We start from the raw sequence: 10,590 nt of genomic DNA, 5'->3' as shown, positions 1-10,590 counted from the left end.
TCCCCCGCCAAAACGTAGACCGCCGCCAGAGATCAAGCTCTGGCGGCGGTTTTGTTAAGGGCAAAGCAGCCTCGATTTGCCACCTAAAAGGCCGATCCTCCCCCGCGCAAAGGTCTCCAATAATGAGCTCTATATCGGGCGGCTGATCTGGAACCGGCTCCGCTACATCAAGGATCCCGACAGCGGCAAGCGCGTCTCCCGGCTCAATCCCAAAGGACAATGGGTAATCCAGGAGGTTCCGGAGATGCAGATCGTTGAAGACGAGCTGTGGCAGCAGGTCAAAGCCCAAGCCCCTCCTCCACCCAAACTTGGCGGAGCTTTATCGGCAGAAGGTGGCGGAGCTGCACCGGATGCTTGAAGAACCGGCGACGAAAGGCGAAGCGATGGAGCTGATCCGCTCCCTGGTCGAGGCGATCATCCTCATCCCGGAGAAGAGAGAGCTGCGGATTGAGCTATGCGGCGAGCTGGCTGGCATCCTACAGCTCTGCGCAGGCAATAAAAAACCCACCGTCTGGGAAGACAGTGGGTTTTCTAAGCAAGTAAAGTTGGTTGCGGGGGCACGCTTAGTTGACCCATCTACCTAATTAGGAAGGCCTTTCATATCAGCCTTCTGAGGTAGGGTAGCCATATCATCTCGATCCCTGTCAAGTCGGTTAATGACAGGGGATTAAACATGGCCGTGGAATGGGGCCAAGCCAAAATCGAAGTCACAGCACTTCGGGATGAGATTTTAGACCGTGTAAACGATGGCTGGCCTATTCGGCGAATCTATGACGAATTCAAAGCTGCCGGCAAAATCACCATGTCGGAGCGGCGATTCTATCATTACGCAGAGCAACTAAGCGCACAAATGGAACCTAAGAAGCTGACGCAGGGTCTTCCTGCGCGGCCTCATCTTGTTCCCACGGCTCCTACCCCCACTACCCTGGTCAAACAAAACTCTTCTGCATCAAAGGCGGCCCCAACTCTGGCGCCCGCGCCTGCTGCACCTGCGCGTAGCAGCCTCGAAGGCCTGCCGCACGAAGACCAGGCGGACTTCAAGGCGCTCTGGTCGGGCAAGAAATAATGACAGCGCGCCCCTTCATATCCGCCTGCATTTCATCGCATGGAGTTTCCATCCAATGGCATTGATCAACCTGATGCTTCAGGGCAAGGGAGGCGTGGGCAAATCCTTCATCGCCGCCCTGCTTGCACAATACTACGGGCCGCGTGTTTCGACGCTCGCTTGCTTCGATACCGACCCTGTCAATCAAACCTTCGCGGGATACAAAGCCTTCGGCGTTGAAATCATTCGTCTTGGTGATCGCGCGGACGAGGTCAACCCGCGCTACTTCGATTCTCTGATCGAGAAGATCTTGGCCTTGCCGGATGATGCCGTGGTCGTGATCGACAACGGCGCAAGCACGTTCCTTCCGCTGCTTGGCTACATGGTCGAATCACAAGCCCTGGATCTGCTGGCCGATGTCGGTCACCAAGTCAGACTGCATTCTGTCCTCATTGGCGGCCAAGCCCTCATCGACACGGTGGAGGGGCTCGCCCAGGTCCTTTCCTACGCTCCAAAAACCGAAGTTGTCGTATGGCTGAACGAATACTTCGGTCGCGTGGAATATTCCGACGATGACGGCCATGTCCAGCCATTCGAACAGTCGGGCCTCTTCAAGAAGAATAAAGATCGCTTCCACGCCATCGTCAGGCTACCGGCAGTCCGGAAGGAAACCTTCGGACTTGATATCGAACAGATGATGCGGGCTCGTCTGACTTTCGACGAAGCAACGCAACACCCCGAATTTTCCATCATGGCCCGCCAGCGCTTACGCATGACCTGGCGCACGATTCATGCGGCGATGGAACAGGCTGTTCTATGAGCGCTCTCGACTCTCCTCCTCCGCCGCCGCTCACGATGGATTCCCTGGAGGATCTACGGGCCTATCTGGCCCGGACTCATCGGACCATTGTCGCTGAGGATGACCCGATCCTGATGCTCTACACGATCCACCGTGTGGCGTTGGACGAGTTTATGCGCCTGCTAGACCGGCAGGAACAGGCCCTATCCGATCAGGTGCGTGCCACAGGGGAAAACCTCAAGAAGGAAGTCGAAACCTTGATCGAAGGCTTCAAGTCAGAAGCCCTCGGCGCCGCCGTGCGCGAACGCATCGCGGCCATGCAGGAAGCCGCCCGCATGGCCGACACGGCACAAGACCGCTTTCGCAAGAACCTCCGTCTGCTGTCGATCCTGACGGCTCTCAACTTCGCCGCCGTGGTCTTCACGCTCGGCGTCCTCACCGTGCTTACTCGCTAAACCAAGGGGAAAATCATGAAGTTTCGCAAAGCCATCACCTATGCCGCTGTTGTCGGCCTTATGGCTCTTGCCATTGCCGAACCGTCCTTCGCCCAGGACGCATGGGAAGAGCCCGCAATCGGTCTGGTCGAGAGACTTGAAAGCGGCCTGGTCAAGATCGCGGCCGCTCTGATCGGCATCGGCATCATCGTCTATGGCGCCTATGGAACGATCTCCGGTCGGCTCGATTGGCTGAAATTCGGCATGATCCTCTTCGGCGGCATACTGGTCATGGCTGGACCCGGCATGATCCGGGCACTTTTGAGCATGGCGTGATGAAAGCGGCAAGCGCTGTCATGACCCAGATGCAGCGGCAGATGACGATGCTGGGCCTCCCGATACCGTTGCTGATGCTCTGCATCAGCGCCGCCGCTATCGGCGCGGTTAGCTGCATCATCTTTGATTGGCTACCGGCAACATTGCCGGTAGCGGGGGGCCTGTTCATCGGCATGTGGCGGTTTTTCCACCGCCGCTGCCGGGTCGATATCCATTATGACCGCAGCCTCATTAAAGCCTCCCGCTTCTGGCGCGGCAATCGAGTTCACCGGCACCTGCTGGCCGGGGGAGGCCTGCGATGATCTGGGGCCAAGTCATCGCTACCGGCTTGGCTGCCGGCCTTGCCGGTGCCCTGGCGGTACCGGCTGCCCGCCGCATGATGCTCGGCGATATCAAACACGACTGGCTGCAGGACGAACTCGAACTGGATTGCATCGAACCGGACGGCGTGACCGTTCGCGGTAAAGATGGTGGCCTGACGCGGATCTGGCGCCTGCGCGGCACCAGCTACGACGCCAAAGTCGAACAGGAGCAACATACGCTGTTACTCGGCCGCTCTGCCCTGCTCCACCAGCTCGGCCGCCGCCTGCTGACGGTTCGCCTCTTCGCCCTCAAACGCAAACGCGCCATTCACTACGATGCTTCGTGGCCGTCGAGAACATTGGAAGAGATCGGTGAAGCGGAGGCCAAGCTTTTCCGCTCCAGCTACTACGTCGACTGGTTCGTGATGGTAACCGGCAGCAACATGCAAGCCTTGCTGGAAGCCGATGAACAGATTGCGGCGATGGCTGGCGATTACGCGCCGGAGCTTCTGGCTCGTGCGGAAAAACCCGGCGAACCTTGCCCGCTCACGGGCTTCCTCAACGGCTTGGTCAGCGGAGAATTCCGCGAAGACCTGCCTGTTGTTTCGTCTCATCTTTCCGGCGCCCTGCCCGGTTCGGACATGCTGTGCGAGAAGGCTTCTGGCCTGATCACGACGCATGTTCCCGGGAAAAAGCTGCATAAGATCCTCGGTGTATCATCCTGGCCGGAAACCGTATCCGGCAGGTTGGTCGGCGAGATCCTGGCGCTTCCCGGCGATATCGAGATCTGCCAGATCTGCGAACCCTACGATCGCGACAAGGCCATGCTGGTCTACACGCGGCGTCGTGTGGCGGAATCGGGCGCGCTCTTCGGAAACCCGGCGGCGGCCAATGAATGCAACGTCAACCTGGCCCTGCTGGCTGAAGGCAACACAACGCTCTTCGCCACACAGTTCCAGATCATCGTCAGGGCTGAAGACGAGATCGAGCTGAATCAGCTTATCAAAGGTATCGGCGATATCCTGGGCAATCGCCGTGTGCTGTATCACTTGCACACCAAAGGAGCCCCGGTCTGCTGGTTCAACCGTCTGCCGACCCTCGCCAAAGGCGGTAAGCTGCTACCCGGCGGGCGTTTCATGACCCCGCTGGATCTGCGCGAGGAGAATATTGCGGCCCTTTGGGCCTTCCCCCATTCGGCACGCGGAATGCTCACCAGCCCCTATGGCGCCGCCCCCGTGCGCTGGTTCCGCTCGCCGACCGGTCAGGCCTACGCCTTCCAGTTCCATGTTGCGGACAAGCCGCAAGCACGCGGGAGCTATCTGGTGTTTGCCGGAACCGGCGGCGGCAAATCGACTCTGATGATGCATCTGCTTGGCGGCCTGGCGAAGTTCCCCGGCGTGCGGAGCTACATCTTCGATTCCAAGGAGGGCACGCGCTTCATGGTCGAAGCGATGGGTGGTGTCTATCAGAGTTATGACACGCTCGCGCTGAACCCCCTCGATGTTGGCGAAGACACACCGGTAAACAGGAATCGGATCTACGCCATCCTGCGGGCGATGGCCGGAGGCCTCCAGCTAGAAGCGGAAGACAAGGAGGCTCTTCTTCATGCTGTCGAGTTGGCTTTTCATACCGATCCGCCGCAACGCACGCTCTCAGCCATCTTTCCCTTCGCATTCCCGAAGCGCAGCAAGCTAAGGCAGGAGTTCGCCAAGTGGGTGGTAGACGACAAGGGATATAGAGGCCTTCACGCCCACGTCTTCAATGCGCCTCACGACAGCCTGGGCGGGCTGCTCGATCATTTCATGGTCGCCATCAACATGAACGAGGCCTTGGACGATCCCGAGCTGGGGCCGCCGGTCGTTGCCCACATCGCGGCCGCTATCGGGAAATCCGCTGCATCCTCGGCGAAGGGCTTCAACATCTTCATCGACGAGGCGGCGAAGCTTCTGCAGAACAAGGGCTTCCGCGACCTGGCTGCGGAAATGTTCCGCGAATACCGCAAACTGAACGGGTCAGTGGGCTTGGCATTCCAGGACCCGGCCGCGTTGATGAAAAGCGGCATGGCTGAAGCGTTCATCGAAAACGCCTCGACCTTCATCTTCCTGCCCAATGCGCAGGCCTCGGCGGACAGCTTTGCGCCGTTCAACCTCAATGACGAGCAGATGAACTTCGTCCTCGGGCGCGCTGCCCGCAAGGACCAGCGCCGCGCCCTGATCGTCAAGCGCGATGCCGCATCCGGCGCCGACGAAAGCGCAATCATCGACGTCGATCTTTCGCCGCTGGGCGATGCCCTGCGGTTTTATCGCTCGGGCGTCGATGCAAACAAGCACCTGGCCGAACTACAGAAGACATGGGGGCCAAAATGGCAAGAGCACCTTTAAGGACCAGAAAGCGCCGTCGTCTGGCGGCGCTGGTGGCCCTGGGCATCCTTGGCATGCCCGCCGCTGGCTATGCCGCCATGGCCGTGGTCGATGCCAGCGCCATCGCCAAACTGACCGATCAGCTCAACCGGATGCAGCAGCAAATCGAGTATCTGCGCTCGCAGACGGAATGGCTGACCAAGATGAGTGGACAGATGCAAGACACCGTGGATGCCATTGGCGCCATCGGTCGGATCAGCCTGCCGAGCCTCAACCTTGATCGGCTGACAGGGCAGGTGATGCGCGACATCCAATGCTTGACGCCGGACCTGTCGAAGATGATGCCAAATCTCAGCTTAGATGACATTCGCTTCTCCAGCATCTGCGGCGGACGGAGCGTTTATCAACAGGCCCTGTGGCTCGATCCCGAAACAGTCCGATGGAACGACGGCGATGGGTGGTCGTCTGGTCCGCAAAGCAATGCGGCGCGCTGGGAGGCCCAGGCCTCGGCTCGCAAAGAGATCGAGGCGCGGCGCGAGGCCCTGGTGAAGGATATTGCCTCGACGGGCCTTGCCATGGCGGACATGGCCGCAACGGAGAATGCCGAAAACAACGCAAAGGCTGCGGATGAATTGGAGGAGGCGGTCAATTCTGCTCAGACGCAGCAGGCGCGGCTAGCAGCAATTGGAAAGGGCCAGGTGCTGGCAAGCCGTCAGCTCAACCAGCAAAACCAGCTCCTCGCCCAATTGGTCAAGATCCAGTCTGCAATGCTCATGCAGATGAGTACGCCGATTCATGACCGGCCGGGAGGCGAATAATGTTCGCCCTCCCCTCATTATCCGCGCGTAGCGCTTCGAGCACGATAGTCCTGCAGGACTTTGTCATCGCGGGCGCGGTCGTTATCAGTTCGCCAGTCCGGCATGTCGTTGCATTCGCCGGTGAACACGTTGAGCGTCGACAGGGTCATGCAGGTGATCAGGTTCTCGTTTTCGTTCCAAGGCGTTGCCTTAAATGCGCGACCATCCAGCCAAGACTGATACATCTTTCTCCACACGCTATAGACCAGCTCCAGATCGTGGCCGTGCTTGATGAGCTCTCCATTCGGGCTCGATTTCAATTCTTCTTCAGCGCCCTTTGGATCTTTCATCTGCTTCTCACTCCACGCCTTGAAGGCAGGAATCACGCGGTCCCATTCGCGGTCGAAATCCTCCCCCGTTTGCATGTTTTGCCAAAGCCCAAGCGCGTAATCCCAATCATAGAAATCTCCTTTATTGGCGGCATGGGCCTGTGATGAGAAGAGGAGAGCAATAATCATGAGTGGAAGAACAGATACTTTAAATATCTGCTTCACCTGCGACGTCGTGGACGAATACGTCCGATTAGCGAACGCATTCACCCAGGATTTGAGCCAGATATTGATTGTACCAATGTGGGGCATCTTCCTCTCCTTGGTCGGCCTATGGGTCGTTATCCACGGCATTAAAATGATGATCGGCAAAGGTGATCTACTTGGATTTGGGCACGAATTTTGTTTTGTTATTATAGCCGCTGTACTGATGTCAGGGCAAGGCCCTGGTCTGGTCAATAATATTTACAGTGCTTCTCTTTCAACGATGGGCGGCGCCGCTTCGGTCGTGCTTTCCGCCGGAGAAATCAGCGGCAAGACCGGCATTACCATGGCCAACGCCTCGGCCGGACCCAGCCACGCCGCCGGCATCGAGAATATCGACGGCATGCGAAAGCTGGTGTGGGTGGCCGAGAAGGGTGTCTATCAGGTTTTCCAGATGGCAACGGAAATTGCGGCACAAGCAAGGCTGACGGACCCATTACCGATCATTTACGCCCTGCTCCTGGCGGCACCCTACGCCATTCTGCTGATCGTTTATTTCGCCCAGGTCGTAGTAGCCATTTTCCGCGTGATGATGTTCGCCGCCCTGTCTCCGATCCTGATGCTCGGCTTTGCCTTCGGTTGGGGACGCGGCATGGCCGTCACCGGCCTGCGTACCCTGCTTGCCGCCTTCATGGTGCTGTTCGGCGCGACCGTGGCCCTGGCCGTCTGCCTCTATGGCGTCGCATCTCTTAACGTCGCCGACCAGTCGCAGGTACGGAACGTGCGGGAGATCCTGGCGCTGGATAATCCCACACTGCTGGTTGCCATCATTCTTGGCTGGTTGGGCACTGCCTTCATGGCCGAGGCCACGGGCATGGCCAATTCCATCGCCGGTTCTCAGCTCACAAACCACGCTGCGGGCGTGATCACTGCCGGCACGGTCGCTACCGGGCTGGCTCTCCTCAAACATGGCAAGGACAAAGGCCTTCCCGCCATCGGGGGCGCTGCAAAGGGTTTCCAGTATTTACAAGCCGCTGCGGCAAATCCCGCTGGCGCCGCTCAGTCCCTAGCGGGCGGCGCCAAGGAACTGATGGACCGCGTCAAAGCCCCCTCTTTCGACCAAGGAAAGTAACGATGTCTCTTCGTCCTATCGTCACGGCTCTTCTCCTCGTCGTCACCTTGTCCGGCTGCGGCTTGATGAGTGCAGAACGGGAAATGCCCAAGAATTCCGGCGCCGGCACCGATGAAATGAAGCTGAGCCCCTGTGCCTGCCAGCCGCTCGACTATGATGGCCGGGGGTATCAATGGGTCAGCTAAACGCTCGTTGGGGCTTGAAGCTGCGCAAGACGGCAAAGGCGGCTCCTGCCGCCCCTCATGCTGGCGCCGTTAAACTCGATCCCTACAGCTTCCAGGCCAGCCACAGGCGGCTTGCCTGGCTGCTGCGGATCTCGGCGGGCACTAATGTTGTGCTGGGCGCTGCCGTGACCGTCCTGGTCAGCATGTTTTCGGTGCTGCTCCCTCTCAAGACGACGGAAATAGCGCTGCTGCGCGCCGATCCGCGTGATGACCGGCTCTATCGGGTCGAACCGCTGACGGAACGGGTCGATGGCTTCCACCTCCTGATGGAATCCATGGCGCGGCGCTATGTGCGCCTAGTGCTGGAAATCGACTCGGTGACCCAGGACGAACGCCACCGCGAAGCCTCGCGGATGACGGATCGCGCGCTGTCCGAGAAGTTCCGCCGTGAACGCCTGCCTGCCATCCAGGAGGCGCAGGCCTCGGGCCTGCAACGGACCATTCATGTAATCTCGGCCGACCGTGTGGCGGTCGTGGGCCGTGAATACAAGTTCGCCGTTGACCTGGTTCAGATCGACGCTCGGGGCGGCACGGAAATCGACCGCAAGGAGTTGCGCGCTTTCCTGTCGCTGACCACCCGCCCTCAAGAAGTCCGCGAAGTGGACAAGTACACCAATCCGCTCGGCATCACCGTCGTCGACATGGTGCTGAGGGAAAGGGGGAACTGATGCAGAAGTCAAAAGAACATCTTGAAGAACATCAAGCCAATCAATCCTCCGCCGATTCCGTAGGCTCCATGCACGGGACGCCCCCTGAACAATTGCAGGACTCCCAGGACAATAACGGCAACCGCGAGTCCGCTCATAAATGTGCTGGGGGATGTGAGCCAAGCAATAAAGGCTTCAAAGCCTTCCAGCGGTGGCTCCTCGATGTCCCATGCAGAATACTGATTACTCATCTTCGCCAGCCATCCTTCTTCGCTTCTGTCGTTACCCTTGCCATTGTCGCGTACCTCTTGGGCATCGTGAATACCATTGGCTTCGTGATCAGCTATGGCGGCGTCCTGCTCGCACTTGGGTATACCTTCACCTTCGACGCCATAGTGCGAAAGATATTGCGGGTTTTCAACCCACGCGGCAACCCGTCACAGGACCCACAGACAGGCCCTATGTGCCTGGAATTCTGTGAAGAGTTCCGCCTGCCGCTCTCATCGAGCCGCTTCATCTTCGTGGTCGTCGCCGTCGCGCTCCACCTCTCCCCATCAAGCCCTGCGGTTCCGGTCCTTGTGGCCGCTGCGGCCCTTGTCTCTGCCGCCGCCGACCTGGCCGCCACCCATGCCTCTCTCAAGCTTCGTCGAGGTGTAGTATGAACCTCCGCCGCGTCACCGCCGCCGCTCTCTGTGCTGTCATCATCCCGGCCATCCAGGCGCAGGCGCAGACGGCAAGTTCCGTTCCCAATCCGCCGCCGCAACCGCCTTCTTCTCAGGCGATGCCGGCGGCACCGGCCATGCCGGTTCCCGATTCGGTGGTCAACCAGGCCCGCGACCAGGCCGAAGGCATGTTCGGCCCGCTGGCCCGGCCGCGCACTTCGGGCCAGATCCAGGAAGTGTGGGATGCTTCGCTCGCCCAGGACTCGGTTTACGAAACCGATATGTGCGGGTCCTGTACTTACAAGATCCGCACCCGCGAACACATGGTGACGCTGGTTGAGCTGCCGCGTGGAGAGGTCATCGAGGCGGTGGATCTCGGCGACAAGTCCGGCTTTTCGGTCAGGACACGCGGTGAGCGGCGCCTGGTCGTGCAGCCGGTCGGCCACGGCTACGACACCAGCCTTGTGGTCTACGGCAAGTCCGGCGCCGTCTACAGCTTCTATATGCGGGCCGAGGGATTCAACTCCGAGAACATCCCCGACCTGCTTGTCCGCATCCAGGGAAGCGTGTTGATCGACAAAGACCCCGCTGTCGCGGGGATCATGGTCAACGACAGGGGAAATGTCGGCGAGGCAGATCCGGCGCCAGAACTTCCCCCGATGCCTGTCTCTTTCAGCGGCTCGGTCGAGAAAGCGATTGCGGGCCTGAAGGAGACCAACCCGGGCACGCCCGAAGGCGATTTCGTGGCCGAGGCGAAGTTTGATCCCAATGCCCTGCGGGGCTGGGGGCAATACAAGCTGTGGGGTAGCGATAATAGCCTGCGACCCGAAACCGTCTTCCGAGACGACTACGTGACCTATATCCGCTTCGGCGAGAAGTGGAAGGATATCGAGCTGCCGACCGCCTATGTGGTGGTTGATGGTATCGACGAGGTGGTCAACACCCGCGTCGAGGGTCAAACCTACATCATCGAAAGCACGCGCCCGCTGATCACGCTCAAGAGCGGGAACAGCTATCTTTGCATCGAGTATGAGGGCGCGCGATGAGCGCCTTCTGCGATGTGGCGTTGGCTCTGGGCCTGACCTTCGGCGGCGTCTGCGCGGCGCCGTCGGCAGCCCCGCCGTCGCTCCCCGATGATGATCCTTCAGCCTGGGCGTTGCCCTCGCCTCCTCCGCCACCGGAACCGGCACCCTCTACGCCGACGTTTCCGCCTGTGGTTGTGACCCGGGTTGTTGAGGTGCCGGCACCCGCACCGGCTCCGCCTCCTCCCCCGCCGCCCCCGGCTCCAGTGGTTGAAGCGCCGAAGCCCGATCCTTTCC

Annotated in this window: 15 protein-coding genes; 14 read left to right on the top strand and 1 reads right to left on the bottom strand. The window is 59.7% G+C overall.

What is annotated here, in order from left to right; genetic code table 11:
• Positions 1-76: 76 nt before the first annotated feature.
• The 9 genes from EPD66_RS24855 to EPD66_RS21960 all read left to right on the top strand — a co-directional run bounded on the left by EPD66_RS24855 (position 77) and on the right by EPD66_RS21960 (position 6,094).
• A complete protein-coding gene (locus EPD66_RS24855; RefSeq protein ID WP_142850721.1) occupies positions 77-358 on the top strand; it encodes a recombinase family protein in 282 nt (93 codons plus the stop codon).
• The gene (locus tag EPD66_RS24850) at positions 351-584 is read left to right on the top strand and encodes a hypothetical protein (protein WP_142850720.1); all 234 of its coding nucleotides are present in this window, start codon (positions 351-353) and stop codon (positions 582-584) included. The genes EPD66_RS24855 and EPD66_RS24850 overlap by 8 nt, the downstream gene beginning before the upstream one ends.
• 89 nt (positions 585-673) lie before the next feature.
• Positions 674-1,066, top strand: a complete 393-nt coding sequence (locus EPD66_RS21990) for a hypothetical protein (RefSeq protein WP_142850719.1) — start codon at positions 674-676, stop codon at positions 1,064-1,066.
• Positions 1,067-1,121: 55 nt separating this feature from the next.
• Complete coding sequence (locus EPD66_RS21985) at positions 1,122-1,865, top strand: conjugal transfer protein TraL (RefSeq protein WP_142850718.1); 744 nt, start codon at positions 1,122-1,124, stop codon at positions 1,863-1,865.
• On the top strand, positions 1,862-2,299 hold the full coding sequence (locus EPD66_RS21980) for a hypothetical protein (protein ID WP_142850717.1): 438 nt from the start codon (positions 1,862-1,864) through the stop codon (positions 2,297-2,299). Before EPD66_RS21985 ends, EPD66_RS21980 begins: the two co-directional genes overlap by 4 nt.
• Before the next feature lie 15 nt (positions 2,300-2,314).
• Positions 2,315-2,614: a TrbC/VirB2 family protein gene (locus EPD66_RS21975; RefSeq protein WP_142850716.1), complete on the top strand. Its 300-nt coding sequence runs from the start codon at positions 2,315-2,317 to the stop codon at positions 2,612-2,614.
• A 20-nt stretch (positions 2,615-2,634) separates the two neighbouring features.
• On the top strand, positions 2,635-2,916 hold the full coding sequence (locus EPD66_RS21970) for a hypothetical protein (RefSeq protein WP_142850715.1): 282 nt from the start codon (positions 2,635-2,637) through the stop codon (positions 2,914-2,916).
• Positions 2,913-5,297, top strand: a complete 2,385-nt coding sequence (locus EPD66_RS21965; RefSeq protein WP_142850714.1) for a VirB4 family type IV secretion system protein — start codon at positions 2,913-2,915, stop codon at positions 5,295-5,297. Before EPD66_RS21970 ends, EPD66_RS21965 begins: the two co-directional genes overlap by 4 nt.
• Entirely contained in the window at positions 5,279-6,094 is an 816-nt protein-coding gene (locus tag EPD66_RS21960; RefSeq protein WP_142850713.1) for a hypothetical protein, read from the top strand. Before EPD66_RS21965 ends, EPD66_RS21960 begins: the two co-directional genes overlap by 19 nt.
• A gap of 17 nt (positions 6,095-6,111) precedes the next feature.
• Here EPD66_RS21960 and EPD66_RS21955 read toward each other — a convergent pair whose 3' ends face one another.
• Entirely contained in the window at positions 6,112-6,627 is a 516-nt protein-coding gene (locus EPD66_RS21955; RefSeq protein WP_142850712.1) for a hypothetical protein, read from the bottom strand.
• Here EPD66_RS21955 and EPD66_RS21950 point away from each other — a divergent pair.
• The 5 genes from EPD66_RS21950 to EPD66_RS21930 are packed head-to-tail and all read left to right on the top strand — an operon-like array spanning position 6,590 to position 10,317.
• Complete coding sequence (locus EPD66_RS21950; RefSeq protein WP_142850711.1) at positions 6,590-7,738, top strand: hypothetical protein; 1,149 nt, start codon at positions 6,590-6,592, stop codon at positions 7,736-7,738. The two genes, EPD66_RS21955 and EPD66_RS21950, sit on opposite strands and share 38 nt — an antisense overlap.
• Positions 7,739-7,740: 2 nt before the next feature.
• Positions 7,741-7,923, top strand: a complete 183-nt coding sequence (locus EPD66_RS21945) for a hypothetical protein (protein ID WP_142850710.1) — start codon at positions 7,741-7,743, stop codon at positions 7,921-7,923.
• On the top strand, positions 7,911-8,630 hold the full coding sequence (locus tag EPD66_RS21940; protein WP_142850709.1) for a VirB8/TrbF family protein: 720 nt from the start codon (positions 7,911-7,913) through the stop codon (positions 8,628-8,630). The genes EPD66_RS21945 and EPD66_RS21940 overlap by 13 nt, the downstream gene beginning before the upstream one ends.
• A complete protein-coding gene (locus EPD66_RS21935; protein WP_142850708.1) occupies positions 8,630-9,271 on the top strand; it encodes a hypothetical protein in 642 nt (213 codons plus the stop codon). The genes EPD66_RS21940 and EPD66_RS21935 overlap by 1 nt, the downstream gene beginning before the upstream one ends.
• A complete protein-coding gene (locus EPD66_RS21930; RefSeq protein ID WP_142850707.1) occupies positions 9,268-10,317 on the top strand; it encodes a TrbG/VirB9 family P-type conjugative transfer protein in 1,050 nt (349 codons plus the stop codon). Before EPD66_RS21935 ends, EPD66_RS21930 begins: the two co-directional genes overlap by 4 nt.
• Positions 10,318-10,590 lie beyond the last annotated feature (273 nt).

Source organism: Telmatospirillum sp. J64-1, from assembly GCF_006980715.1.
Classification (GTDB): Bacteria; Pseudomonadota; Alphaproteobacteria; order Rhodospirillales; family Magnetospirillaceae; genus Oleiliquidispirillum; species Oleiliquidispirillum nitrogeniifigens.
Note: the sequence above shows the minus strand (reverse complement) of the source record. Positions and strands in the feature narration are given on the sequence as shown.

Excerpts from the sequence above, each read along its gene's own strand:
- EPD66_RS24850 (WP_142850720.1), top strand. The coding sequence starts at position 351 with ATGCTTGAAGAACCGGCGACGAAAGGCGAAGCGATGGAGCTGATCCGC.
- EPD66_RS21990 (WP_142850719.1), top strand. The coding sequence starts at position 674 with ATGGCCGTGGAATGGGGCCAAGCCAAAATCGAAGTCACAGCACTTCGG.
- EPD66_RS21985 (WP_142850718.1), top strand. The coding sequence starts at position 1,122 with ATGGCATTGATCAACCTGATGCTTCAGGGCAAGGGAGGCGTGGGCAAA.
- EPD66_RS21980 (WP_142850717.1), top strand. The coding sequence starts at position 1,862 with ATGAGCGCTCTCGACTCTCCTCCTCCGCCGCCGCTCACGATGGATTCC.
- EPD66_RS21975 (WP_142850716.1), top strand. The coding sequence starts at position 2,315 with ATGAAGTTTCGCAAAGCCATCACCTATGCCGCTGTTGTCGGCCTTATG.
- EPD66_RS21970 (WP_142850715.1), top strand. The coding sequence starts at position 2,635 with ATGACCCAGATGCAGCGGCAGATGACGATGCTGGGCCTCCCGATACCG.
- EPD66_RS21965 (WP_142850714.1), top strand. The coding sequence starts at position 2,913 with ATGATCTGGGGCCAAGTCATCGCTACCGGCTTGGCTGCCGGCCTTGCC.
- EPD66_RS21960 (WP_142850713.1), top strand. The coding sequence starts at position 5,279 with ATGGCAAGAGCACCTTTAAGGACCAGAAAGCGCCGTCGTCTGGCGGCG.
- EPD66_RS21950 (WP_142850711.1), top strand. The coding sequence starts at position 6,590 with ATGAGTGGAAGAACAGATACTTTAAATATCTGCTTCACCTGCGACGTC.
- EPD66_RS21945 (WP_142850710.1), top strand. The coding sequence starts at position 7,741 with ATGTCTCTTCGTCCTATCGTCACGGCTCTTCTCCTCGTCGTCACCTTG.
- EPD66_RS21940 (WP_142850709.1), top strand. The coding sequence starts at position 7,911 with ATGGGTCAGCTAAACGCTCGTTGGGGCTTGAAGCTGCGCAAGACGGCA.
- EPD66_RS21935 (WP_142850708.1), top strand. The coding sequence starts at position 8,630 with ATGCAGAAGTCAAAAGAACATCTTGAAGAACATCAAGCCAATCAATCC.
- EPD66_RS21930 (WP_142850707.1), top strand. The coding sequence starts at position 9,268 with ATGAACCTCCGCCGCGTCACCGCCGCCGCTCTCTGTGCTGTCATCATC.